Below are 24,947 nucleotides of genomic sequence, written 5' to 3'. Positions count from 1 at the left end.
GAGGCGCGCGGCGTTTTGAGGGGAACGTGTGATGAATGAGGAGCCATTCCAGTGCACGCCTGCGGTGCCTAGCCGGAGGAACCTATGGCGGTAGGGGTGAAACGCTCGGGTACCGGCGTTGCCACGCTGCTGGACAAGGTGCTGGGCCGCAATGCGCCGGGCTGGCGGGGGGCATCCGTGGTGTTGGTCGCCGCCACCTTGGCTGCCTGGCTGACGGTGGAAGTTGTCGCCCATTGGCTGGCGATGGAGCGCGCCCAGGAGCGCCACGCCAAGCTGCAGCAAACCGCCGATGCCCTCGCGTACCAAGCCATGGGGGCTGGCATGCTCGGGGCGGTGTCTTTGATGGGATTGAGCGAACCCCTGCTCAAGGACATGGCCCGGGGTAAGGTGCCGCCTGACCACCCCGCTGCGCTCGCACGCCTGACCGTGGCGCGAGAGCGTTTTCTCGTCAATGGCGCGTATGTGATTGCCCGTGATGGAACGGTGGTGGCCCATGAAACTGCGGGGCCTCGCTCCACCGGTGTGAACCTTGCGTACCGGCCCTATTTCCAGCAGGCGATGCAGGGCAGCATCAGCGTGTATGCGGCCATTGGCGGTAACACGCACGAGCGCGGGCTTTACTACGCAGCACCCCTGTATGAATCCGATTCGCCCTCGGGCGCCATCATTGGTGTGGTGATGTTCAAGGTGGGGATGGAGTCGGTCGATGGCCTGCTATCGCGGGTGGGTTTGCCGGTTTTGCTCTTGTCGCCGCAGGGCGTGGTGTTTTCATCCGCCCGGCCTGAGTGGCTGTTTGCCGTGGCGCCGCCTTTGACCCAGGCGCGCATCGACAGCATTCGCGCCACGCGCCAGTTTGGCAGTTACTTTGACAATGGCCTCGCCTCCGAACTGCCTTTCGGCCTGGACGCATCACACGTGGTTCTGAACGGCGTACCCCATGCCATTTCGCGGCGTGCCGTGGATTGGAAAGACCCCGGAGGGCAATGGCAGCTCTTGATGCTGGACGATGTGAGCGGACTGATGCCCTGGTCGCAGCGCCTGCAAGTGGGCCTGGCGGCATTCATGTTGTTTGCCATTCTGGGGTGGCTGCTGCTGGATCTGCTGCGCAGCAGGGCACAGGTGGCGCGCGCGTTGGAGCGCTTCAAGGTGCTGGGCATTGCCTTGGAAAGCAGCCCGGTAGCCGTCGTCATCACAGACAGTGAAGGCTTCATCGAATGGGTGAACCCGCAATACGAGCGCAACTGCGGCTACACGCTGGAAGAGGTCAAGGGGCGAAAACCTTCGGTCGTGGCGAGCGGGCAAACGCCCCCCGCGACGTACCAGGCCATGTGGGGGACCTTGTTGTCAGGCCAGTCTTGGCGCGGCACCTTCATCAACCAGCGGCGCGATGGAAGCATCTACCACGACGAAGCCACTTTGTCGCCCGTTTTTGATGAGCGCGGCAAGCGCATTGCCATCGTGGGTTTGCAGGAAGATGTGTCAGAACGCATGCGCGCCCAGGCCGAGTTGCAGCGCCGCGAGCGCATGCTCAACGAACTGCTGGGGCAGCAGACGGCCATCTTTGACAACGCCCCGCCCATCGTGCTGATTTGCGATCGGCACCTGCGCCAGTTCAACCCTGCGTTTGCCGAGTTGATGGGTGAGAGCACGGCGCAGCTCCAGGGGCACCATGCGTCTTTCCTGTTTGGTGGAGCGGCGCCGTTCGAGGCGTTCCGCTCCAAAGTCATGCCAGGCCTGCACCCCCATGAAGCGGTGCGTGATACGGCCGTGTTGCATCGTCCTGATGGCAGTGTTTTCCACGCCCGGCTGTCTGGGCGCCGGCTGCACATGGAGGGCTTTGCCAATGCCTCGCTGTGGGTGATCGAGGACGTGACCGAGGCCCGCAAGGCCGAGGCTGCGCTGCGCGAAATCCACGAGCGCCTGGAGCTGGCGCAAGAAGCGGGCAAGATCGGTGTGTTTGACGTAGACCTGCGCAGCGGCCGTATCCTCTGGTCGTCCAAACTGTCCGTCATGATGGGATTTGCGCCCGACAAGCAACCCCTGTCGCGCGACGAGTGGCTGGCCTGCCTGCACCCGCAAGACAGGCAACGCGCCCGCGACCATTTCGACGCATGCATCAACGGCACCCAGGACTCTGTGCGCGACTCCTGGCGCGTGTTGCGCCAGGATGGCGAAGTGCGCTGGTTCCTGGAGGCCGCCCGCATCTTCCGCGATGAAACCGGAAAGGCCACCCGGGTGGTGGGTGTCAATGTGGACATCCATGACCAGAAACAGCTGGAAGCCCAGGTAGCGGCGCAGCTGGATTTTCAGCAGGCCCTGATCGATGCCATCCCGGTGCCGCTGTTCTACAAGGGCGCGGATGGGCGCTACACCGGGTTCAACCGCGCGTACGAGCAGGCCTTTGGTGTGAATCGCTCAGACTTCATTGGCAAGACGGTTCAAGAGCTGGCGTTTTTGCCCGAAGAGCTGCGCATGCAGTGCCTCCAGGATGCCGAAGAGGCCCTGGGAGGCAACCAGACAGTGCACCGCGAGGTGGACTTGCCTTATGCCGATGGGCAGATGCACCACACCCTGTTCTGGCTGCACGGGTTTCTGCGCCCCGACGGCACCCCAGGTGGCGCTATTGGCACCTTTGTGGACATCACTGATCGCAAGCTGGCAGAGCAAGGTCTTTTGCGCGCGAAGGAACTGGCGGAGGAGTCAACGGCGCTCAAATCCAACTTCCTGGCCAACATGAGCCATGAAATACGCACGCCGATGAACGCCATCATTGGCATGTCGCACCTGGCGCTCAAATCGGGGCTCAGCCCGCGCCAGCACGATTACGTCAGCAAGATTCAACAAGCCGGCCAGCATCTGCTGGGCGTGATCAACGACATCCTGGATTTTTCAAAAATCGAGGCAGGCAAGCTCGAGGTGGAGCACCAGCCATTTGTGCTCGACCGTTTGCTCGAAAGCGTGGCCGATGTCGTGGGCTACAAGGCAGGTGCCAAAGGGCTGGAGCTGGTTTGCGATGTCGCCAGCGATGTGCCGCCCAACTTGGTGGGCGATTCGCTGCGGTTGGGGCAGATTCTCATCAACTACGCCAACAACGCCATCAAATTCACTGAAAAAGGCGAAATTTCCATCGCGGTGCGCATGGTGGAAGAGCGTGGACAGCAGGTGCTGCTGCGCTTTGAGGTGCGCGATACCGGCATCGGGTTGACGCCAGAGCAGATGGGGCGCCTGTTCCAGAGCTTCCAGCAGGCTGATACGTCCACCACGCGCCGCTATGGGGGCACAGGGCTGGGCTTGGCCATTTGCAAGAGCCTGGCCGAACTCATGGGCGGGGAGGTCGGCGTTGTCAGTGAATTTGGTTGCGGTTCCACGTTCTGGGTGACCTTGCCGCTAGAGCGGGGCGCGCCAGCACGGGCCCTGCAGCCACCTGCGGATTTGCGTGGCCAGCGCGTTCTGGTGGTGGATGACAACCATACGGCGGCGGCCGTTTTGTCAGACATGCTGGTGGCGATGGGGCTGGAGGTGGACCAGGCTTACTCCGGTCTGCAAGCCTTGCAAATGCTGCGCGAGTCGATGGCCCAGCAGCGCCTGTATGGCCTGCTGCTGCTGGACTGGCACATGCCGGGCATGGATGGGGTGGAGCTGGCGCGCCACATCCGCAGCCTGGGCATGCCCCGGGTGCCGCAAATGTTCATGGTGACCGCCTATGGCCGGGAAGACGTCATGCGTGCGGCCCGCTCTGAGGGCATAGAAACCGTGCTCATCAAGCCGGTGAACGCATCGGTGTTGCTCGACACCCTGATGCAGCCCCTGGACGGCGCAGGCGGCAGCACCTCACGCACACCTGCGGCCGCGCCCGCGCCTGATGTATTGCCAGTGGCTATTCGTGGCGCACGCGTGCTGCTGGTGGAGGACAACGAACTCAACCAGATCGTGGCTGTGGAGTTGTTGCGCGATGCGGGGTTTGTGGTGGATGTGGCGGACAACGGCCAGATGGCTTTGGACCAGTTGCGCCAAACCTCTTATGACGTCGTGCTGATGGACATGCAAATGCCGGTGATGGACGGGGAGACCGCCACCCGGCAACTGCGGCAGGACCCACGCCTGCAACACCTGCCTGTGATCGCCATGACCGCCAACGCCATGGATGTAGACCGGCAGCGCTGCTTTGCCGCGGGCATGAATGACCACGTTGCCAAACCCATCGAGCCTGCCGCGTTGTGGAGCGCCTTGTCCCGATGGATCAAGCCCCGGCCTGGGCTGGGCCAGGCTGCCATGCCCCCGCTGGCAGGCGCGGCCCCGGTGCTGGCCTCGGTTCCGCGGCTGACGGGGTGGCCGCCTGTGGTACAGGGCCTCAATACGGCCCTGGGCTTGCAGCGCGCCCTGGGCAAGCCCGCGCTGTACGCCGATATGCTGGTGCGCTTTGTCCAGGCGCAATCGTCCGTCGTGGCCCAGATTGATGCGGCGATTGCAGCCGGCAACCAGGGGCTGGCCGAACGGCTTGCCCACACGCTCAAATCCGTAGCGGCCAACATCGGTGCGCAAGAGGCCTCAGAACACGCCCATGCGCTGGAGCAGGCGCTGCGCCACCAGCCCGCAGATGCACCCAGTGCACAGGTGCTGCCCTTGCTGGGCGCACTGGCAGCGGCCATGGAGCCGTTGGTCGCAGGCTTGCAAAGCTGGGTGGATCAGTCGGGGGCTGTGTCGGCCGCGTTCGCCCCGGTCGTGGCAGCGCAGCCATCGGCCACGGCGGATGCGCTGGGTGTGGACGATGTGCTTACCCAGCTGCGCGATCTGCTATCGCTGGACGATCCATCAGCGACCGAGTTTTTGCAACACAATGCAACAATTCTGGAAGCTGCCCTGGGGGATGGGTTCGCCACGGTGCAGGCGCAGGTTCGCAACTTCGATTTCGAGCAGGCACTGGAGCATCTTCCCCAAAGTCAGGGGGGCGTGCGGCCACCCGGCCCGGATTCTGGTCAAGCTCTCTGAACCGTGTACTTCGCAGGAATTCCAATGGAACAAGCGCCTTTTACCGTGAATGCTTCCACCCTGGTGGACAAGCACATCGCCACCGTGCTGGTGGTGGACGATACGCCAGAGAACCTGACCCTGATGGGCGCCTTGCTGCGTGACCACTTCATGGTGAAGGTGGCCAACAATGGCGAGAAGGCCTTGAAGATTGCGATGTCTGACGCACCGCCTGACCTGGTGCTGCTCGACATCATGATGCCGGGCCTGGACGGGTACGAGGTGTGCCGCAGGCTCAAAGCCACCGCAGCGACCCGCAATATTCCGGTGATCTTTTTGACGGCCCGCTCAGATCCTGACGACGAGCGCATGGGCCTGGCCCTGGGAGCGGTGGACTACATCACCAAGCCCATCAGCCCTCCGATCTTGCTCGCACGGGTCAATACCCACCTGGCGCTCAAGGCGACTGCCGATTTTCTGCGCGATAAAAGCGCCTACCTGGAGCGCGAGGTGGCGCTGCGCACCCTGGAGGTGCAAGCCATTCAGGACGTGACCATCATGGCCATGACATCACTGGCAGAGACGCGAGACAACGAGACTGGCAACCACATTCGCCGCATCCAGCTGTATGTGAAAGCGTTGGCAGAACGCCTGCGCAACCACCCCAGGTTTGAGGCCGTGCTCAACGAGCGGATGATCGAGCTGCTCTACAAGTCCGCTCCCCTGCACGACATTGGAAAGATCGGCATTCCCGACAGCATCCTTCTGAAACCCGGCAAGTTGACGGTGGAGGAGTTCGAGGTGATGAAGACCCACACCACCCTGGGACGCAAAGCGATTGAAGATGCAGAGCGCAGGTTGGGAATGCGGGTGGCGTTTTTGAGTGTTTCTAAGGAAATCGCCTACAGCCACCAGGAGAAGTGGGATGGCAGTGGCTACCCCCAGGGTTTGGCGGGTGACCAGATTCCCGTATCGGCCCGCCTGATGGCGGTGGCCGATGTGTACGACGCGCTCATCAACAAGCGTGTCTACAAGGTTGCGTTCTCGCACGACCAGGCTTGTAGCACCATCGTCAAAGGCAAAGGCACGCACTTTGACCCGGACATGGTGGACGCCTTTGTGGACATTGCTGAGGACTTTCGCAGCATCGCGTTGAAGTACCCCGATCCAGAGTGAGCCCGGGTCGGCGTGCGCAGCGCCCCGCCAGGGTGCTGCGCTCAGCTCAACGGTTCAGAACGGTGCGTCGCCCGAGTTTGCTGATGCGTCGGGGTTGGTGGGCTCTTCTTCAGCAGTGCTGGCGCTATCGGCAGAGATGTCTTCAGCGGCTGCCTGGCGCACGGAAGCCTTGTCACCAGCGCTGGCAAACTTGCTGTACTTGCCCAGAATGGGCACGAGCTGGCCGTACACGCGGGGGTTGCCCGCCATGCATTCGCGCTGTTCCATGAAGTCGGCTTCGCCTGTGAAGTTGCCGATCAGGCCACCGGCTTCGGTCACCAGCAGCGAGCCTGCAGCCACGTCCCAGACGGACAGACCGGTTTCAAAGAATCCATCGGTAAAGCCCGCAGCCACGTAAGCCAGATCGAGCGCGGCAGCACCGGGGCGGCGCAGGCCAGCGGTGCGTTGCATCACGTCGCTCATCATGTTCATGTAGCTCTTGAAGTTGTCGCCCGGGCGGAAGGGGAAGCCTGTGGAGATCAGGCAGTCCTTGAGCTGAGTGCGCTTGCTCACGCGGATGCGGCGCTCGTTCAGGAAGGCGCCACGGCCCTTGGTGGCGGTGAACAGGTCGTTGCGGGTGGGGTCGTACACCACCGCTTGCTCGACCTTGCCTTTGACGGTGAGCGCAATGCTCACGCAGTACACGGGGAAGCCGTGGATGAAGTTGGTGGTGCCGTCCAGCGGGTCGATCACCCAGACGAAATCGGAATGCTTGGCGCCGTACTCTTGGCCCGACTCTTCAGCCAGGATGCCGTGGCCTGGGTAGGCTGTGAGCAGGGTTTCGATGATGATTTTTTCAGCTGCATGATCCACTTCGGTCACAAAGTCGTTGATCTGCTTTTGCGAAATACGCACGGATTCCACGTCAAGGGCCGCGCGGTTGATGATGGCGCCGGCGGCGCGTGCAGCCTTGATGGCCACGTTGAGCATGGGGTGCAGATTGGACGACATAAATTGTGGTGGTTAGCAAGGCTTTCGGGCGCGCTGGTGGCGTGAAAGTCTTGCGGATCATGAGCGGTGATCGCAGCCGGGCGATGCGGGCGGCGACAATAAGCCCTCTATTTTAGCTGCACCGCCGCTTTTTTACCTAGTCCCCGTTCATGAAGACCCGTTTTGTCCTGATCAACACCAGCCACGCTGGCAACGTGGGCGCCGCTGCCCGTGCCATGAAAGTCATGGGTTTTGATGACCTGGTGCTGGTGGCCCCGCGCTGGCCCAACGTGCTGCGCAAGGAAGAAACCATCCAGCGCGCCAGCGGTGCCCTGGACGTACTGGAGAAGGCCCGTGTGGTGGCCACGCTGGACGAGGCGCTCGACGGAATGAGCCACCTGTGCGCCACGGCCATGACCCCGCGCGACTTCGGCCCGCCCACGGTGGAACCGCGTGTGCACTTCGAAGCGCTATTAAAACAAGAGCGCCTGGCGCTTGCTGCATCAGCGCCAGAGGCCAAAAACGCTTCAAACCCCGCTGACGGCGGTGAAGCAGGCGGTGGGGCAGCGCCGGCAGGGCAAACCGGCGTGGCATTTCTGTTTGGCTGCGAACGCTTTGGCATGACCAACGAAGACGTGTACCGGTGCCACGCCGCGCTTTCCATTCCCACCAACCCGCGTTTCGGCTCGCTGAACCTGGGCGCAGCCATCCAGGTCATTGCCTACGACTGGCGCCAGGCGCTGGGCGGCTTTGGCGTGCAAGATGCGACCCCCGCCCGCGTGCAGGCCGATGCGGCCCAGGTGGCGGGCATGCTGGGGCATTGGGAGCAGGCGCTGACCAGCATCGGCTTTCTGGACCCCGCCGCGCCCAAAAAGCTCATGCCCCGCCTGAACCAGCTTTTTAACCGCGCGCAACTCACCCCCGAAGAAATCCACATCTTGCGTGGTGTCGCCAAAGCCATGATCGAGACGGCGCAGGCAAAGCGCTAGACTGCGTTTCCAAATTCCAACAACAACTTGACCATGTTTGCCCGCCTGCGCTCCGATATCCAGTGCATCCTTGACCGTGACCCTGCAGCGCGCAGCACCTGGGAGGTGATCACCTGTTACCCCGGCCTGCACGCCGTGTGGCTGCACCGGCCGGCGCACTGGTGCTGGGGCAACGGGCTGAAATGGCTGGGGCGCTTCATCTCGCACTTTGCGCGCTGGTTCACGGGCATTGAAATCCACCCCGGGGCCAAGATTGGTGAACGCGTGTTTTTCGATCACGCCATGGGCGTGGTGGTGGGCGAAACGGCCGAAATTGGCGACGGCTGCACCATTTACCAGGGCGTGACCCTGGGCGGTACCTCGCTGTACAAGGGCGCCAAGCGCCACCCCACGCTGGGCAAGGATGTGGTGGTGAGCGCCGGTGCCAAGGTGCTGGGCGGCTTTGAAGTGGGCGATGGCGCCAAGATTGGCAGCAATGCCGTGGTCATCAAGCCGGTGCCCGCAGGTGCCACGGCGGTGGGCATTCCCGCGCGCATTATCCCGTCCAAAGAAGGCCAAAGCGCCGACGTGACCGAGCCGCAGCAACCGCGCAAGTTCACGGCCTACGGCATCACCCAGGAAGACGACCCCCTGTCGCAAGCGATGCGCGGCCTGATCGACAACGCCTCTTCGCAAGAGCACCAGATCGCCTTGCTGTGGCAAGCGATTGAGAAGCTGTCGGCCATGCAGAAGACGCAAGACTGCGTGCCCTGCGATGCGGCCCTCAAAGAGCAGTTTGAGGCGGGCAAGCTCACCGAGCTGGTGGGCAAATAAAAGCCCTGGCCTGTGGGGGCACGCGGGGCTGTGCGCATTGCATCGCTCCGCACGGTCGCCTTGAGTGGCTTGTCAGCGGCCCTCAGTTTTTGATGTATGCCTTGATCGCCGCAGCGGTGACCGGGTCGGTCACGGGCACGCTCATCCCCAGTTGAAACCCGCCGCCTGAGCTGCTCAGGATGCTGTAGCGCACCACGGCCCGCAATTCCACGGGTTTGCGGCCGGTGGGTGGCACGGGCAGTGACACCTTCACCGTGCACTCAGTGCGCGCAGGCAGATTGACAGGGCACAACACGCTGAGGCCCCCCTCGCTGATGTCCATGGTGCGCACCGCCATGGGAGGGCGGCCCGTCAGGATCAACTCGGCCTGCACCCGCAGGATGCGCCGCTCGTGGTTGCGGCGTTCGTCATTCGATGGGATGGGCAGTGCGGAGGTCATACAGGGTCAAGAGGTCTTCTGGGCGCCAGGCCCCCTTGCTGTGGGCTTTGGCGCGGATCGCTTTGCGGCTGTGTCAGGCGCGGCCGCAGCGGTTAAGCGGTGGGCACCCGGATCGCGTTTTTAGGGCGAAAGGCTTTGCAGACTTCGTCCCGCGTCTCCAGGTAGGGGCCACCGATCAGGTCAATGCAGTACGGCACCGCAGCAAAGATGCCAGGCACGATTTGCGCGCCATCGGCGCCCTTGAGACCTTCCAGCGTCTCGGCGATCGCCTTGGGCTGGCCGGGCAGGTTGATGATGAGGCTCCGGTCGCGGATGACCGCCACCTGGCGCGACAGGATGGCCGTGGGCACGAACTTCAGGCTGATCTGGCGCATCTGTTCGCCAAAACCGGGCATCTCCTTGTGGGCCACGGCCAGCGTGGCCTCGGGCGTCACATCGCGCAGCGCGGGGCCGGTGCCGCCGGTGGTCAGCACCAGGCTGCAGCCCGCGTTCACCAGCTCTATCAGCGTGGCGCTGATGGTGGCTTGCTCGTCGGGAATAAGGCGGGCCTCGAACTGGATGGGGTTGTGCAGCGCACGGCCCAGCCAGTCTTGCAAGGCGGGCAGGCCCTTGTCTTCATACACGCCGGTGCTGGCCCGGTCGCTGATGGAGACGATGCCGATTTTCACGGCGTCGTGGCTGCTGGTCACGGCTTCAGTCATCGCTGTCCTCGTCAGAGTTCGATTCCTCTTCGCGCTCCAGCCCGGTGCCGCCCAGGTGCTCGCGCACCAGCTGGAACAGCTCACGGTATGCACGGCCCTTGCGTGGTGCCAGCCCTTGCGAGACGGCGGCCTTGTCCACGGGCGGCGCATCCTTGCGCGCCTGGCGGATCAGGGCGCGCAGCTGCTGCGTGTCGGTGTTGGGATACTCGTCCATCCACTGGGGCAGGGTGGCGTCGTCGGCAATCAGGCGGTCGCGCCATTGCTCGGCCAGGTGCAGGCGCAGCTTTTCTGTGGCCGATCCCTTGTGTTGTTCTTCCAGCGCAGTGCGTGCGGCTTCCACAATCTCGGGGTCGAGCTTGCGCATGAGCTTGCCCACGTATTGCATCTGGCGGCGCTTGCCTTCGAAGTTGGTGATGCGCTTGGCTTCAACAATGGCCTCGACCAGCTTGTCGGGCAGGCCCACGGCGTCGAATAGGTCAGAGCGCAGCGTCAGCAGTTCCTTGCCCAGGTCTTGCAGGGCGTCGCTTTCGCGTTTGAGATCGGTGCGGCTGGCATCGGGAGTGCCTTTGAGTTCGGCCTTGAGCTGGATGTCCAGTTCGCTACCTTCGGCAACGAATTGGCCTCGCACAAAGTAACCTTTTTTGGGTTTGCGTGACATGGGTGGGGGCAAAGAGAGAGGTGGCAGCGAGTGCGCCACAGTGGCAAGTATCATAGCCGCCGCTATGAATAAACCTTCTACCCGCGCGAAAAGCGCCCCGGCCGCTGCCAAGGCTTCCGCTTCCCTTCAAGAGCCCGCCAGTGGCTTCAGCTACAGCCGCCCGTTTTTTGAAGAGCTGGTAGACCGTGCCCTGGCCCACGCCAAGAAGCTGGGTGCCACCGATGCCGGGGCCGAGGCGTCTGAAGGTTGCGGCCTGTCGGTCAGCGTGCGCAAGGGCGAGCTGGAAAACGTGGAGCGCAACCGCGACAAGTCGCTCGGCGTGACGGTCTACATCGGCCACCGCCGTGGCAATGCCAGCACCTCTGACTTTTCCGAAAAAGCCATCGAGCAAACCGTGCAGGCGGCCTACGATATTGCCCGCTTCACGGCCGAAGACCCTGTGGCCGGCCTGCCCGATGCGGATGACATCGCCCCGCCAGAAACCCACCGCGACCTGGACTTGTTCCACCCCTGGGCCATCACCAGCGAAGAAGCGGCCGAGATGGCCAAGGCCTGCGAGGCTGCAGCGTTCAAGACGCACCGCCGCATCACCAACAGCGAAGGCGCGGGCGTGTCGGCCCAGCAAAGCCATTTCTTCAGCGCCCACACGCGCGGTTTTCGCGGTGGCTATGCCAGCTCGCGCCACAGCTTCTCGGTCGCTCCCATCGCCTCGCTGCCCGGCAAGAACGGCGAGATGCAGCGCGATGCCTGGTACAGCTCCATGCGCAACGCGGCCGACCTGGCCTCGCCCGAGGCCGTGGGCCGCTACGCCGCGCAGCGCGCGCTGAGCCGCCTGGGCAGCCGCAAGATCCCCACCACAGAGTGCCCTGTGCTGTTTGAATCGACCCTGGCCGCGGGCCTGCTGGGTGGTTTTGTGCAGGCCGTCAGCGGCGGCTCGCTCTACCGCAAGAGTAGCTTCTTGCTTGACTCGCTGGGCAAGATGGTCTTCCCCAAGCACATCGACATTCTCGAAGACCCGTTCATCCTGGGTGGCAAGGGCAGCTCGCCGTTCGATGAAGAAGGCGTGCGCGTAGCGCCGCGCAAGGTGGTGCAGGGTGGCCGCGTGCAGGGCTACTTCCTGTCCAGCTATTCGGCCCGCAAGCTGGGCATGAAGACCACGGGCAACGCCGGGGGCTCGCACAATCTGGTGATGACCTCGCGCCTCACCCAGGCCAGCGACGACCTCGACGCCATGCTGCAAAAGCTGGGCACGGGCCTGTTTGTGGTGGAGCTGATGGGCCAGGGCGTGAACTACGTGACGGGCGACTACTCGCGCGGCGCCAGCGGCTTCTGGGTAGAGAACGGCAAGATCGCCTTCCCCGTGCACGAGATCACCATCGCTGGCAACCTCAAGGACATGCTCAAGGGCATTGAGGCCGTGGGTGCCGATGCCTACAACTATGGCGCCAAGACGGTGGGCTCCATCCTGGTCAACCGCATGAAGGTGGCGGGTAGCTGATACGGGCGTTCGCGCACCATGCAAAAAGGCTCCTGGGTTTCAGGAGCTTTTTTGTTGAGCGTTTGATCGGTACGAGGCAGGTGTAGCAAGCGCCACTAGCTCTTATTTCAGGAGCGCGTGGCACGGAGCGATTCTGTGCCGGGGTCTTTAGCCTGCCGCAATGCACGCGGCAATCGCCTCGCCCACCTGCTTGGTGTTGGCTGTGCCGCCGAGGTCGGGCGTGCGCGGGCCGCTCTTGATGGTTTCTTCAATGGCGCTGACCATGGCGTCGTGCGCCGCGCGGCCTGCGCCCTGGCCTTGGGTCAGGAAGTCCAGCATCAGCGCGCCGGACCAGATCATGGCAATCGGGTTGGCGATGTTCTTGCCGTAGATGTCAGGCGCGGAGCCATGCACCGGCTCGAACAGGCTGGGGAAGGTGCGCTCGGGGTTCAGGTTGGCCGAGGGGGCGAGACCTATGGTGCCGGTGGTGGCGGGGCCCAGGTCACTGAGGATGTCGCCAAACAGGTTGGTGGCGGCCACCACGTCAAAGCGGCCGGGTTGCAGCACGAAGCGGGCGGTCAGGATATCGATGTGTTGCTTGTCCAGCGTGATCTCTGGGTAGTCCTTGGCGACTTCGTCCGCGCGCTTGTCCCACCAGGGCATGCTGATGGCGATGCCGTTGCTCTTGGTGGCCAGGGTGACGTGCTTCTTGGGGCGGCTTTGGGCCAGATCAAAAGCGAACTTGAGCAGGCGGTTGGCGCCGTGGCGCGAGTAGACCGATTCCTGGATGACGATTTCACGGTCGGTGCCTTCGTACATCACGCCGCCGAGCGATGTGTACTCGCCCTCGGTGTTCTCGCGCACCACGTAGTAGTCGATGTCGCCGGGCTTGCGGCCGGCCAGGGGGCAGGGCACGCCTTCAAACAGGCGCACGGGGCGCAGGTTGATGTACTGGTCGAACTCGCGGCGGAACTTGAGCAGCGAACCCCATAGCGAAACGTGGTCTGGCACGGTGGCAGGCCAGCCCACAGCGCCGAAGAAGATGGCGTCCATGCCCGCAAGCTGTGCCTTCCAGTCGTCGGGCATCATCTTGCCGTGCTCGGCGTAATAGTCGCAGCTGGCCCATTCAAAGGTGTGCAGCTGCAAATCCAGGCCAAAGCGCTTGGCGGCGGCCATGGTGGCTCGCAGGCCTTCGGGCATGACTTCTTTGCCAATGCCGTCTCCGGCAAGCACGGCGATCTGGTAGGTCTTGGACATGGGTCTCCTTGAGGGTGTTGGGTTGGCAGTGGTGGCATTTTCGCGCCATCCTCAGCAAATACAATCCGCACTCTGTGGTCTCATTGTTTACATATCGTGCATAAAAACCCGTCGCCGGACGACCTGCGCGTCTTCACCATCGTGGTGCGCAAGGCCAGCTTTGCCGAGGCCGCGCAAGAGCTGGGCGCTTCGCCCGCCTTCGTCAGCAAGCGCATCCGCCTGCTCGAAGAAGATCTGGCCGTGAAGCTGCTGCACCGAACCACCCGCCGCGTGAGCGTGACGGAAGAGGGCGAGCGCGTCTTCCACTGGGCGTTGCGCATTCTGGATGACATGGACCAATTGCTGCAGGAGGTGGCCGTGACCCGCGCCGAGCCGCGTGGCCTGCTGCGGGTGAGCTGCAGCTTTGGCTTTGGCCGCAGCGTGGTGGCGCCGGTGCTGTCGCAACTGGTGGAACGCCACCCCAGCCTGCAAGTGCGGCTGGAGGTGTTTGACCGCCTGGTGGACGTGGCGGGCGAGGGGTTTGACCTGGACGTGCGCGTGGGTGACGAAATCGCGCCGCACCTGATTGCGCGCCGCCTGGCCGACAACCACCGCGTGCTGTGCGCAGCCCCCGCCTACCTGGCGCGGCGCGGCACGCCCCGCACGCTGGCCGAACTGCCGGGGCACGACTGCCTGGTGATCAAGGAGCGCGACCACCCCTTTGGCGTGTGGCGCCTGCGCCAGGGCGCGCAGGAACAGGCGGTGAAGGTGCGCGGCCCTCTGTCGGCCAACAACGGCGAGATGGTGGTGCAGTGGGCGGTGGATGGGCGCGGCATCGCACTGCGTTCCATGTGGGATGTGGCGCCCTTGCTGCAAAGCGGCCAGCTCGTGCAGGTGCTGCCCGAGTGGCGGCAGGAGGCCAACATCTGGGCCGTGTACCCCACGCGGCTGGAACGCTCGGCCAAAGTGCGGGTGTGCGTTGAATTTTTGCAGGAGCAATTTCGCCACCGGCCCTGGGCCAACGCCGCGCACATTGCGCGGGGGGCGGCATGAGCGCCCCGGCGTGGAGTAGCTGGCTGCCGCCTGAAAGCCTGGCCCTGCTGGCCGCCGCCACCTGGGCCACGGCCAGTTTGTTTTCGGCCGCGGCCTCGGCGCGCATGGGGGCGTTTGCCTTCACGCGCTGGCGCATGGTGTTTGCCGCGCTGCTGCTGTGGGGCATGGCGCTGGCCACAGGCCAATGGCGCAGCCTGTGGAGTGACGGCGGCTCTGCCGCCTGGCAGGCCATAGGGCTGCTGGTGCTGTCGGGCGTGATTGGCATCTTTGTGGGCGACACCGCCTTGTTCGCCTGCATGAACCGGCTGGGGCCACGCCGTTCGGGCCTGCTGTTTGCCACGCACTCGCTGTTCACGGTGGTGCTGGCGGCGCTGTTTCTGGACGAGTCGCTCAAAGGCTGGGCTGTGCCCGGCGGCGTGCTGCTGGTGGGCGGCGTAATGGGCGCCATTGCCCTGGGCAGGCGCGAGGGCGCGGCGCACCGGCTGGAGGCCACGCAGGGCCAACTGGCTGCGGGCGTGGCGTTGGGGCTGCTGTCTGCCCTGGGGCAGTCGGTGGGCACGCTGGTGCTCAAGCCCGCAATGGCTGCGGGGCTGGACCCGGTGGCTGCTTCGGCCGTGCGGATGACGGCGGGCTTTGCCTGCCATGCGCTGCTGTGGTGCACAGGGCTGCAGATGGCGCGGGTGCAGTCTGCCCTGCAGTGGCGCGACCTGGTCTACACCTTTGCCAGTGCCGCGCTGGCCATGGCCCTGGGCATGACGCTCATCTTGAAAGCGCTGCAACATGGCAGCGCCGGGCTGGTGGGCATGTTGTCGTCGGTATCGCCAGTACTGCTGCTGCCCCTGCTGTGGTGGCGCACCGGGCAACGCCCTGCCTGGGGCGCCTGGCTAGGTGCCGCCATGGCGGTGGTGGGGTGCGCGCTGATCCTGGCGTGACGCGCTTGCTGCAGGTGTGGCAGATGCGGGCATACGAGTCCTGACTTTTCATTGCCATTTCCGGCGCCAGCGACCGCCAATAAAGCGCTGGTAGCTATCAAAAAGTGACTGATTCCCTATGGGCAGGGTGCAAGACCAGTCCCGTTTTTCCATCGCTGGCGGTACTTGCTTAGGGGGTTCGTCGGTGCAGGGCGTTCCGGTGGTGGGGCGCTGTCAGGCGGCTGAATGGCCAGCTCCATCCTCGGGGCTGAACAGCTTCACCCGATTGCCGCCCGCGCTCTTGGCTTCGTACATGGCGCGGTCACCCAGGCGCAGCAGTTCATGCTCGCTCCGCGCGTGTTCCGGGTAGATGGCAATGCCGACGCTGGCCGAGATGCACAGCTCGATCCCTTCGGGCGAAATGCAGGGCTCTGCCAGCGCCGAGCGGATTTTTCACGCCACGGCCAGCGCATCGGCGCCTGAGGGGATGTCGGGCAACAGCACCAGAAATTCGTCCCCGCCCACGCGCGCCGCCGTGTCGGACGCCCGCAGGCAGCCGCTCAGGCGTTTTGCCACCGTCTGCAGCATGAAGTCACCTGCTGCGTGCCCGTAGGTGTCGTTGACGGGCTTGAATTTGTCCAGATCCACAAACATCAAAGCCAACGACGATGACGTGCGCTGGGCACGCTTCACGGCCTGGCCCAGCCGGTCATTGAACAACCGCCGGTTGGGCAATTGCGTCAAGCTGTCAAAAAACGCCAGATGGTTGACTTCCTGCTCCAGCCGCTTGCGCTCGGTGATGTCGCGCAGCACGGCCACGTAGTGGGTGACCTGTGCGTTGCCATCCTTGACGGGAGTGATGGTGATCTGCTCGGGGAACACCTCGCCGTTCTTGCGTCGGCTCCAGAGCTCGCCGTGCCACATGCCCGTGGTTTCAATCGATGTCCACAAGGCGTCGTAGAAATCTGGCGTGTGCCGATCGGAGCGCAACATGCGCGGTGTCTTGCCGATGACCTCGTGGGGTGCGTAGCCTGAGATCTGGCTGAAGGCAGGGTTCACGCGCAAGATGGCCTTGTGTGCATCGGTCACGATCACGCCAGTCTTGCGACTGGAAGGCAATGGCGGCAATCTGCAAATTCAGCTCGGTGCGCTTGCGCTCGGAGATGTCCCGCGCCACGCCCGCCTGCGCGATTTTTGCGCTGGCAGGCGTGAGCGCTTCGTCAATCGTCTGCTGCATGGCTTCGGCCACTGTGTAGCCCCGCATCCGCTCCACCGATGGGCTCACGTACGTGTTGCGCCCGTGAAGGTCCATGGTCCAGATCACGTCAGACACGTTGTCGGCCAGAAAGCGGTGGCGCTCTTCAGACAGCCGCAAGGCCTCGCGGGCTTCCTGGCTGGCGGTCAGGGCTGCCTGGAGCTTGCGATTGTTCCGATAGATGTACAGCGCCACGACCACGGCCAATCCCAGCCCCCAGTCGGGATCCACGCACATCTTGATGGCGCCTGCCTTGGCGATGTAGGCCTTTTACGCCGGGGTGAAATCAATCGAGGGGGTGGCGGCCACCGCAACGGCGGTGCCGGAGGCGTTGGCCCCGGCGACCAGACTGACGGCCCATAGCAGAGCGGTGGCTATCGCTTTCAGCGAGACAATGAACGGATTGCCGGGGCTCATGCAGAGGGGCGTTGTGGAGGTGATTGTTGGGACTGGCTGTGTCTGATGGCAAGCGAGCCCGCGGTGCCCCAAGCCCCCAGGCCACGCGTTCACCGGCATGAAGGCGTTGGTGCTGTAGCGCAGGTGCCACCATCTTCCGTGGCCATTCACTACTCTGGCGCTTCTCTGGCCCGCTTGCGGGTGGGCTCAAAGCAAAAATAGCCGCCACCGCCCGTGTACAGAGCGGTGGCAGCTATCAAAAAGAGACTGCTGTGGGGGCGGAGGAGGTGATCAGCCTGCCAGCGCAGCCTTCACGGCGGCAGACACCTGGCCCATGTCGGCCTTGCCGGCCAGGCGGGTCTTGACCACGCCCATCACCTTGCCCATGTCGCCGGGGCCCGAGGCGCCCACTTCGGCCACGATGGCCTTCACGGCGGCCAGCGTTTCTTCGGCCGACATGCGCTCGGGCAGGTAGGCTTGCAGCACCACCATTTCAGACTTTTCCTTGTCAGCCAGGTCTTGGCGGCCTGCGCCCTCGAAGGCGGCGATGCTGTCCTTGCGCTGCTTGATGAGCTTGTCCACGATGGCGACGATGGCCGCATCGTCCAGCTCCACGCGCTCGTCCACTTCCTTTTGCTTCATGGCCGCCTGCAGCAGGCGGATGGTGCCCAGGCGCTCCGAGTCCTTGGCGCGCATGGCGGTTTTCATGTCTTCAGTGATTTGGGCTTTCAGGCTCATGGTGATCTCCTAAAGGTGAGCGACAGGATTTGCACAAAGCCACTTCGGCTAGGCGTGTCGCCGCAGACAGTAGTTCAGCTACGGCAAGGCGGCACAACGACGCTGAAGTGGCTTTGTGCAAATCCTGAAAACAAAAAACCCGCGCTTGGCGTCCCTAGCGCGGGTTGTGCATCGGCCTGGGCCGGCTGCGATCAGTACAGCTTCTTGGGCAGCTGCATGCTGCGAACGCGCTTGTAGTGGCGCTTGACGGCAGCAGCCTTCTTGCGCTTGCGTTCAGCAGTGGGCTTTTCGTAGAACTCGCGAGCGCGCAGGTCGGTCAGCAGGCCCAGCTTTTCGATGGTGCGCTTGAAGCGACGCAGTGCAACGTCGAAGGGCTCGTTTTCTTTTACGCGGATGGTTGTCATTAGCTAATGTTTTCCAAAAGTGTGCCGTCAGAGGGTTTCCGGGAAGATCGCGCCCAAAAGCCATGCACAGCGGTTGTCCCCGTCTCTAACTAGTATTGGCCGACGGGATATTGCCAGCAAAGCCAAAGATTATAGCGCTTTCAATGAAAAACGGTAGCAGTTGGTGCCGAAGTTGCCTGCAAAAGGCCTGCAGACGCCCCAAAAACCTCATTGCGGCCCTGGCAGCGCCTGCGCGCAGGCCATGCCGCTGGCCCACGCCCACTGAAAGTTGTAGCCGCCCAGCCAGCCGGTGATGTCTACCACCTCGCCAATGAAGTACAGCCCCGGCTGGCCCTTGCATTCCATGGTTTGCTGCGACAGGGCTTTGGTGTCCACGCCGCCCAGCGTCACCTCCGCCTTTTTGTAGCCCTCGGTGCCGGTGGGTGTCAGCTCCCAGCGGGCCAGTTGCTCGGCCAGCTTGGCCAGGGCTTTGTCAGAAGCTTCATTGACAGGGCGCTGCCAATCGGCCTCGCGCTGCGCCCACGCATCGGCCAGGCGGCTGGGCACCAGCGTGGCCAGCTCATTGGCAATCAGCTTGCGCGAGCGGGCCTTGGCCTGCTGCAGCGCTTCGGGCAAGTCCACCGTGGGCGCCAGGTTCACGGCCAGGGGCGTGCCCTCGCGCCAGTAGCTGGAGATTTGCAGCACCGCCGGGCCCGACAGGCCGCGGTGGGTGAAGAGCAAGTCCTCATCAAACGCCATGCGCTCCTTTTTGTTGCCGGTGCTGATCTGCACGGGCAATGCCAGCCCCGCCAGTTGGGCATAGGGCTGCCAGCCCGCGCCGTCAAACGTGAGCGGCACGAGGCCGGGGCGCCGCTCCACCAGCGGAACGTTGAACTGCTGCGCCAGCCGGTAGCCCAGGTCGGTTGCGCCGATCTTGGGGATGGACAAGCCCCCCGTAGCCACCACCACGCTGCGGGTGTGCACTGGGCCCTGGCTGGTATCAATTTGATAGCTGCCAGCGCTTGATTCGTGGGCGTTAGAGGCCAAAAAGGCTATGTTTTTGATGCTGCACGGCTGCCAGCGCGTGACCTGGCCTGCTTCGCACTCGGCGAGCAGCATCTGGATGATGTCTTCGGCCGAACGGTCGGCAAACAGCTGGCCCTTGTGCTTTTCGTGAAAGGGGATGCCGTGCTTTTGCACCAGCGCAATGAAGTCTGCCGGGGTGTAGCGCGACAGGGCAGAGCGGCAGAACTGCGGGTTCTGCCCCACAAAGTGCTTGTGCGGCGCCCGCACGTCCAGGTCGCGGTTGGTGAAGTTGCAGCGCCCGCCGCCCGAGATGCGGATCTTCTCGGCCACCTTCTCGCTGTGGTCGATGAGCAAGACCTTCAGGCCCCGCTGGCCCGCCTGGCCTGCGCAAAACAAGCCAGCGGCGCCAGCGCCGATGATGACGGCATCAAAAAAAGGGATCGTCTGCACGGGGTGTGAATGCTGTTGGCAAAAAGGGCTGATTGTGCCGACTTTGCCTGCACCGTAGCCCCCCGCCCGTGGAACACGCGCTGATCGTGCCAGCTACCGCCGCGCAAGGGCCGCCCCGCCGCGCTGGCGGTGTCCCCCTTCCCGAATGGCGCGGCCATTCGAGAGAAGGGGGAAGCGGCGCAGCCGCACAGGGGGATGCTTAGAACGCCGCGCGCAGCGTCACGCTCACGTTGCGTGGGTCCGCATAGTTGCCGTAGTCCAGATTGGCCCAGTATTTCTGGTCGGTGACATTGTTCACCGCCAGCGTGGCGCTGGGCTTGGGGTTGAACTGCCAGGACGCGCGCAGGTTGAGGATGGCCTTGGGCGACTGCTTCACCGTCACGGTGCCGCTGGGGTGCGGGATGTTGAAGCCTTCAATGGAGCTTTGCCAGGTGAGGTTGCCGCCCACTGACAGCGGCGCGAGCGCGCCCGAGAGCTGGTAGTCCGTGCCCAGCTGCAGCAGGTAGTCGGGCATGTTGGCGTAGATCAGGTCGGTGGGCGCGCGCGTGACCTTGGCGCGGGTCAGGCCCGCACTCACCCGCCACTGCTTGGTGGCCATGCCCGCAAACTCCAGCTCGAAGCCGGTGGATTTGGTGCCATTCACGGCCACATAGGGCAGTGTGCCGTCGGGCAGCGGTGTGGTGATGGCACCGTCGCGCACGCCGAAGTTGTCTTGCTTCGTCTGGAACACCGCAAAGTGCGCCTGGATGCGGCGCTCGAACAGCTCGGCCTTGAGGCCGGCCTCCGCATTGCTGCCGATGACGGGCGAAAGCGGGGTGTTGTTGCGGTCCTTGTAGTTCTGCGGGTTGAAGATGCGCGCGTAGCTGGCGTAGGCCGACAGCGTGGGTGTGATGTCGTACACCGCGCCGATGAAGGGCGTGACCTTGCGGTTCTCGTCCTGGATGGCCGAGCGGCCCGCGTAGGCGCCGGTGGTGCCATAGGTGTCGGAGTGGCGGTGCCAGTCGGTCAGGCGCAGGCCAGTGAGCACCGACAGCGGATCGGTCACGCGCCAGCGTGCCGAGGCGAACAGGCCGGTCTGCTGCGTGATCTGCGTGCGCCAGGCGCCTGTCTTGGAGTAGGTGGGCGCAGGCGCATTGCCGTCCCAGGTGTAGATGTTGGGGATCACGTAGCTCCAGCCTGCCACGGACGTGTAGCCATCGGTGCGCGAGGCGGTGCGGGTGGAGTTCATGCCCACCACCAGGTCGTGCTTGCGGCCGCCCAGCTCGAACTTGCCCGACAGGTACGCGTCCACCGTGTCCTGCTTTTCGCTGCCGCCGTTGACAGCGGCAAACAGCGTGGTGCCCGCGCCCGTCACGGGGTCGATGAATGGGGCCCTGGACGTGGTGGCGCCGTAACCGTAGGTACTCAGACGGAAGGTGTCGCCCTCGGTGTGGTTCAGCGCCGCCTTCAGGCTCCAGTCGTCGTTGAGCTGGTGGTCCAGCGTGGCGTAGAGCGTGCCGGAGGTGCGCTCCCAGCGTGTCCACGATGGCGAGAAGCTGGTCGAGATCGGCAGGTCGATGGGCGCACCCGTGGTGGCAAAGCGCGGGATGGTGCCCCAGATCGGCGCCTTGGGGTCGTTGGACTGGCGCTGGTAGCCCAGTGCCACCACGGTGGACTGGCCGATGTCGGCCTCCACCGCGGCGAGCAGGGCGGTCTTGTCTTCGGAATAGCGGTCGCGGAAGCTCTCTTTCTTCTGCGGGGCCACCACCAGGCGGCTGCGCACGCTGCCGTCGCTGTTGAGCGGTGCGTTCAGGTCCAGCTCGCCCCGATACAGGTTCCACGAGCCTGCCGTGAGCGCCACAGAGGCCGCGAACTCGCGCTGCGGGCGCTTGCGGATCATGTTGATGGTGGCCGAAGGCACGCCCACACCGGTCTGGATGCCGTTGGCACCGCGCACGATATCGATACGCTCGTACAGGGCCGTGTCAAATTCCTGGTTGGTGCTGCTGCTGTAGCTGGGCAGGCCGTCGGTCTGGAAGTCGGTGATCTGAAAGCCCCGCGCGTAGTACAGCGGGCGCTGCGTGTCATAAAAACTCACGGCAATGCCGTTCACGTTGCGCAGCACGGCGTCGATGCTGGTGAGCGACTGGCGCTCGATCTGCGCGCGGGTCACGGTGCTGGTGGACTGCGGGGTTTCGCGCGGCGTCAGGGGCAGGCGGGTGGAGGCGCTTTCGCGTGCGCCAGAGATGGTGATGCTCCCCAGCGCCTTGGGCTCTTGCACCAATTCATCGGGCGCACTGGCTGGGGTCTGCTCGGCGGGCTGCGGCGCGGCAGTGCCCGTTTGGGCCCAGGCGGGGCTGAAGGTGAAAACGGCGACCGCCAGGGCAATGGGATGCAGGCTGGGGGCGGCAGCACGGCGGCTGCCAGCAGGGCACGATGAGCGCATGCGGGGTTCCTGAAGGGGAGGGTGAGGACACTGGCTGGCGGCGCAGCCCCTTCAGGACGCACGGCTTGCTAACGGAGCCGTGCATTGTAAATTTATTGAGAATAGTTCTTGTTTATTTGTTTCCAGGTGTTGTTGCGGAACGACGACCCGCGGGTGGGTGCACGCATCGCGCGGGCCCTACGCACGCACCATGCCAGCTCAGGCCGCAGACGCGCGCAGTGTTGTTCCTAGCCCTTCCACGTGAACGGAAACTTCAATTGCTTGATGAATCCGTTGGGCACGTAGTCGCCCAGCACGCCGTAGTGCTCAGGCCATAGCTTGGTGCTTTTGACGGCTGTGCCGAACAGGTAGTCCAGAAACGCGAAGTGCGCCGCGTAGTTTTTGTCCAGCGCTTCCTGGTCCTGGCTGTGGTGCCAGTGGTGGAAGTTGGGCGTGACCAGCACGTAGCGCAGCGGGCCCAGGCGCACGCTCACGTTGGCATGGTTGAACACCGCCTGGAAGCCCACGATGACGATGTACGCATCGATCACTTCCTTGGAAAAGCCCAGCACGTAGATGGGCGCCAGCACCATAGAGCGGGTGATGATCAACTCCAGAATGTGCTGGCGCGAGCCGGCCATCCAGTCCATGCTTTTGACGCTGTGGTGCACGGCGTGCAGGCGCCACAGCAGCGGCACCTCGTGGTAGGCGCGGTGCGTCCAGTACTGCACCAGGTCGGCCACCAGAATGATGCCGAACAGCGCCACCCAGAAGTTCAGCCCCTGCACCCAGCCGCGAATGCCATCGTTGGCGGCCCAGCCAAAGAACTTGTGCACGATGAGGTTGGTGGCCAGCAGCACAAAGCCCACCACCATGTGGTTCACGATGAAGTGGTGAAAGTCCGTCTGCCACTCGGCCCGGAAGACAGGCTGGTTTTTGCGGTGGGCAAACAGCTTTTCAATGAAGATGAAGATGAGCGAGCTGCCCAGCAGATCAAGGATGAACCAGTCCAGGCCAATGTAGGGCGTGTGGTCCGGGAAGTTCGGGTCCACCTCTACCTTGTGCCCACCCAGCAAGGCTGCCAAGGCCACCATGGCGAAGGCGAACGTTGCCAGCCACCGGGCGCGGTTGAACAGGATGTTGACCAGCGAGATACCCCCCGCAATGGCCATGGCCGCCAGCATGATGGTGCGGATGACGTTCACGTCGTAGCTCTTGCGCAGCTCTGGCGTGGTGAGGTACTGCGGAAAGTGAAACGCCAGCACGCCCAGCAGGCACAAAATGGCCAGCGTGAGCGCGATGACGCCAGACACCAGCCCCTTGCCAGTGCGCAGTGCGCCGTGGCTTTCGGTGAATTCGTTGAGTTTTTCTAGTTCGATCATTGTTGGTTCCTCCCTTGCATCCGAGAGGGAAAGCCTCGGATGCCCGCGCGAGTGTAGCGAAGCAGGCACGGCGCGTGCATGTTGTGTGATCTGGCGCAAAGCATGGTCCAGCGGATCGGGCCCCACTCCTAAAATCGCAGCATGAACATCCCTTCACACCAACTCAGCATGACCGTGCTCATGTCGCCTGACATGGCCAACTTTTCGGGCAACGTGCACGGCGGCGCCATCCTCAAGTTGCTCGACCAGGTGGCGTATTCGTGCGCCAGCCGCTATTCGGGCTGCTACACCGTGACGCTGAGCGTGGACCAGGTGATGTTTCTGCAGCCCATCCACGTGGGCGAACTGGTGACGTTTCTGGCCAGCGTGAACTACACCGGCAGCTCGTCGATGGAAGTGGGCATCAAAGTGGTGGCAGAAGAGATTCGCTCGCAGGTGGTGCGCCATGTGAACAGCTGCTTTTTCACCATGGTGGCGGTGGATGAAAACCGCAAGCCCGTGGCCGTGCCGGCATTGACTCCATCCACCCCGGATGAGCGCCGCCGCTGGGATGCCGCCTTGATGCGCAAAACACTGCGCAAGGAATTGGCTGCGCGATTTGCCGAGGTGCGCCAGACGGCGGGGCAGTAACTGGTGGGGGCAGCGCCCAGTGCGCAGGCCCCGGTGCTGCCCCCAAAGGCGTAATCAGGTCGCGCGGCGGGCCTGGGGTGCAGCCTCAGCCGCATCCTGCGTGGCCAGCGCCACCCCGCGCACCACGTCGCCCACCACAATCACCGAGGGGCTGCCCAGCCCCTGTGTTGTGATGGTGGCCTGCAGCCGCCCCAATGTGGTGATGGCGTGCCGCTGGTGGGGCAGGCTGGCGTGCTGGATGATGGCCACCGGCGTGTGCGCAGGCAGGCCGCTCAGCAACTCTTGCTCGATGGTGGCGGCGCCGCTCACACCCATGTAAATCACCAGGGTGAGCTTGGCGTCCCTGGCGGTGCGGGCCAGGGCTTTCCAGTCGGTGCCGGTGTCGCCGGGCTTGGCATGGCCAGTGACAAACACCACGCCGTGCGCGTGCTCGCGGTGGGTGAGCGGTGCACCCAGTGAAGTGAGCCCGGCCAGACCCGCCGTGATGCCATTGATCACCGTCACCGGCACGCCTGCTGCGCGCAGGTGTTCCACCTCTTCGCCGCCACGGCCAAAGATGAATGGGTCGCCTCCCTTGAGGCGCACCACGTTCTCACCCTCGTTCACGGCCATCAGCATCAGCTTTTCGATGAAGGCCTGGGGCGTGCTTTTGCAGCCACCGCGCTTGCCCACGTAAACGATGCGGGCGCTGGGTGAGGCGTGGGCCACGATGGCGTCGCTCACCAGGTCGTCCACCAGCAGCACCGTGGCGGCCTGGATGGCCTTGAGTGCCTTGATGGTGAGCAGCTCTGGGTCTCCTGGCCCAGCGCCCACCAAGGTGCATTGTCCGCCCGTGCCCAAATGGGGGCGGGCCGGGTCGGAAGAAGAGGGTTGGGTTGGGCTGCTCATGGCTT

Annotated in this window: 21 protein-coding genes and 1 pseudogene; 8 read left to right on the top strand and 14 right to left on the bottom strand. The window is 64.0% G+C overall.

The features are described 5' to 3' along the window. Positions 1 to 84 precede the first annotated feature (84 nt). Both AADJ04_RS05685 and AADJ04_RS05680 read left to right on the top strand, forming a co-directional pair. On the top strand, positions 85 to 4,989 hold the full coding sequence (locus AADJ04_RS05685) for a PAS domain S-box protein (protein WP_341239019.1): 4,905 nt from the start codon (positions 85 to 87) through the stop codon (positions 4,987 to 4,989). Between the two features lie 24 nt (positions 4,990 to 5,013). Then, complete coding sequence (locus AADJ04_RS05680) at positions 5,014 to 6,144, top strand: two-component system response regulator (RefSeq protein ID WP_341239018.1); 1,131 nt, start codon at positions 5,014 to 5,016, stop codon at positions 6,142 to 6,144. A gap of 54 nt (positions 6,145 to 6,198) precedes the next feature. On the opposite strand, the gene AADJ04_RS05675 is transcribed toward AADJ04_RS05680, so the two are convergent. Then, complete coding sequence (locus tag AADJ04_RS05675) at positions 6,199 to 7,134, bottom strand: inositol monophosphatase family protein (RefSeq protein WP_341239017.1); 936 nt, start codon at positions 7,132 to 7,134, stop codon at positions 6,199 to 6,201. Between the two features lie 149 nt (positions 7,135 to 7,283). Between AADJ04_RS05675 and AADJ04_RS05670 the strand changes: the two genes are divergently transcribed. Together AADJ04_RS05670 and cysE are read left to right on the top strand one after the other, a co-directional pair. Further along, positions 7,284 to 8,102 carry an RNA methyltransferase gene (locus AADJ04_RS05670; RefSeq protein ID WP_341239016.1) on the top strand — a complete coding sequence of 273 codons (819 nt, stop codon included), beginning with the start codon at positions 7,284 to 7,286 and terminating at the stop codon, positions 8,100 to 8,102. Positions 8,103 to 8,135: 33 nt separating this feature from the next. Continuing rightward, positions 8,136 to 8,915, top strand: coding sequence for a serine O-acetyltransferase (gene cysE, locus AADJ04_RS05665; RefSeq protein ID WP_142084747.1), 780 nt, complete (start codon positions 8,136 to 8,138; stop codon positions 8,913 to 8,915). An 82-nt stretch (positions 8,916 to 8,997) separates the two neighbouring features. Here cysE and AADJ04_RS05660 read toward each other — a convergent pair whose 3' ends face one another. The 3 genes from AADJ04_RS05660 to yjgA all read right to left on the bottom strand — a co-directional run bounded on the left by AADJ04_RS05660 (position 8,998) and on the right by yjgA (position 10,713). Further along, positions 8,998 to 9,354 (bottom strand): PilZ domain-containing protein, encoded by a 357-nt coding sequence (locus AADJ04_RS05660; RefSeq protein ID WP_142084745.1) that lies wholly within the window; start codon positions 9,352 to 9,354, stop codon positions 8,998 to 9,000. Between the two features lie 92 nt (positions 9,355 to 9,446). Continuing rightward, positions 9,447 to 10,055: a molybdopterin adenylyltransferase gene (mog, locus tag AADJ04_RS05655; protein ID WP_341239015.1), complete on the bottom strand. Its 609-nt coding sequence runs from the start codon at positions 10,053 to 10,055 to the stop codon at positions 9,447 to 9,449. Then, positions 10,048 to 10,713, bottom strand: coding sequence for a ribosome biogenesis factor YjgA (yjgA, locus tag AADJ04_RS05650; RefSeq protein WP_142084742.1), 666 nt, complete (start codon positions 10,711 to 10,713; stop codon positions 10,048 to 10,050). The genes mog and yjgA overlap by 8 nt, the downstream gene beginning before the upstream one ends. 64 nt (positions 10,714 to 10,777) lie before the next feature. Between yjgA and pmbA the strand changes: the two genes are divergently transcribed. After that, a complete protein-coding gene (gene pmbA, locus AADJ04_RS05645) occupies positions 10,778 to 12,211 on the top strand; it encodes a metalloprotease PmbA (protein ID WP_341239014.1) in 1,434 nt (477 codons plus the stop codon). A 147-nt stretch (positions 12,212 to 12,358) separates the two neighbouring features. On the opposite strand, the gene AADJ04_RS05640 is transcribed toward pmbA, so the two are convergent. After that, positions 12,359 to 13,447 (bottom strand): tartrate dehydrogenase, encoded by a 1,089-nt coding sequence (locus AADJ04_RS05640; protein WP_341239013.1) that lies wholly within the window; start codon positions 13,445 to 13,447, stop codon positions 12,359 to 12,361. A 96-nt stretch (positions 13,448 to 13,543) separates the two neighbouring features. Here AADJ04_RS05640 and AADJ04_RS05635 point away from each other — a divergent pair, with 96 nt between their 5' ends. Together AADJ04_RS05635 and AADJ04_RS05630 are read left to right on the top strand one after the other, a co-directional pair. After that, on the top strand, positions 13,544 to 14,479 hold the full coding sequence (locus tag AADJ04_RS05635) for a LysR substrate-binding domain-containing protein (protein WP_341239012.1): 936 nt from the start codon (positions 13,544 to 13,546) through the stop codon (positions 14,477 to 14,479). Beyond that, positions 14,476 to 15,411, top strand: a complete 936-nt coding sequence (locus AADJ04_RS05630) for a DMT family transporter (RefSeq protein ID WP_341239011.1) — start codon at positions 14,476 to 14,478, stop codon at positions 15,409 to 15,411. The genes AADJ04_RS05635 and AADJ04_RS05630 overlap by 4 nt, the downstream gene beginning before the upstream one ends. Before the next feature lie 213 nt (positions 15,412 to 15,624). Here the strand turns inward: AADJ04_RS05630 and AADJ04_RS05625 are convergent. The 8 genes and pseudogenes from AADJ04_RS05625 to AADJ04_RS05590 form a co-directional block, all read right to left on the bottom strand. Next, positions 15,625 to 16,431, bottom strand: a pseudogene (locus AADJ04_RS05625) (diguanylate cyclase); the annotation flags it as partial. Next, entirely contained in the window at positions 16,325 to 16,882 is a 558-nt protein-coding gene (locus tag AADJ04_RS05620; RefSeq protein ID WP_341239010.1) for a PAS domain S-box protein, read from the bottom strand. The pseudogene AADJ04_RS05625 and the gene AADJ04_RS05620, both read right to left, overlap by 107 nt. Before the next feature lie 33 nt (positions 16,883 to 16,915). After that, on the bottom strand, positions 16,916 to 17,062 hold the full coding sequence (locus AADJ04_RS05615) for a hypothetical protein (protein ID WP_341239009.1): 147 nt from the start codon (positions 17,060 to 17,062) through the stop codon (positions 16,916 to 16,918). A 270-nt stretch (positions 17,063 to 17,332) separates the two neighbouring features. Beyond that, positions 17,333 to 17,779, bottom strand: coding sequence for a GatB/YqeY domain-containing protein (locus tag AADJ04_RS05610; RefSeq protein ID WP_044398339.1), 447 nt, complete (start codon positions 17,777 to 17,779; stop codon positions 17,333 to 17,335). Positions 17,780 to 17,970: 191 nt separating this feature from the next. Then, positions 17,971 to 18,183, bottom strand: a complete 213-nt coding sequence (gene rpsU / locus AADJ04_RS05605; RefSeq protein ID WP_007833691.1) for a 30S ribosomal protein S21 — start codon at positions 18,181 to 18,183, stop codon at positions 17,971 to 17,973. A 207-nt stretch (positions 18,184 to 18,390) separates the two neighbouring features. Then, on the bottom strand, positions 18,391 to 19,638 hold the full coding sequence (locus AADJ04_RS05600) for an NAD(P)/FAD-dependent oxidoreductase (RefSeq protein ID WP_341239008.1): 1,248 nt from the start codon (positions 19,636 to 19,638) through the stop codon (positions 18,391 to 18,393). A gap of 199 nt (positions 19,639 to 19,837) precedes the next feature. After that, positions 19,838 to 22,063 carry a TonB-dependent siderophore receptor gene (locus tag AADJ04_RS05595; RefSeq protein ID WP_341239007.1) on the bottom strand — a complete coding sequence of 742 codons (2,226 nt, stop codon included), beginning with the start codon at positions 22,061 to 22,063 and terminating at the stop codon, positions 19,838 to 19,840. A gap of 227 nt (positions 22,064 to 22,290) precedes the next feature. Continuing rightward, a complete protein-coding gene (locus AADJ04_RS05590; protein ID WP_341239006.1) occupies positions 22,291 to 23,424 on the bottom strand; it encodes a sterol desaturase family protein in 1,134 nt (377 codons plus the stop codon). Positions 23,425 to 23,565: 141 nt separating this feature from the next. On the opposite strand from AADJ04_RS05590, the gene AADJ04_RS05585 reads away from it, so the two are divergent. After that, a complete protein-coding gene (locus AADJ04_RS05585) occupies positions 23,566 to 24,054 on the top strand; it encodes an acyl-CoA thioesterase (protein ID WP_066692565.1) in 489 nt (162 codons plus the stop codon). Between the two features lie 54 nt (positions 24,055 to 24,108). Here the strand turns inward: AADJ04_RS05585 and cobA are convergent, their stop codons facing one another. Further along, entirely contained in the window at positions 24,109 to 24,942 is an 834-nt protein-coding gene (gene cobA / locus AADJ04_RS05580; RefSeq protein ID WP_207374291.1) for a uroporphyrinogen-III C-methyltransferase, read from the bottom strand. Positions 24,943 to 24,947: the final 5 nt, after the last annotated feature.

The organism is uncultured Acidovorax sp. (assembly GCF_964021665.1).
Taxonomy (GTDB): domain Bacteria; phylum Pseudomonadota; class Gammaproteobacteria; order Burkholderiales; family Burkholderiaceae_C; genus Acidovorax; species Acidovorax temperans.
This window is presented reverse-complemented; position numbering and strand designations above follow the sequence as displayed.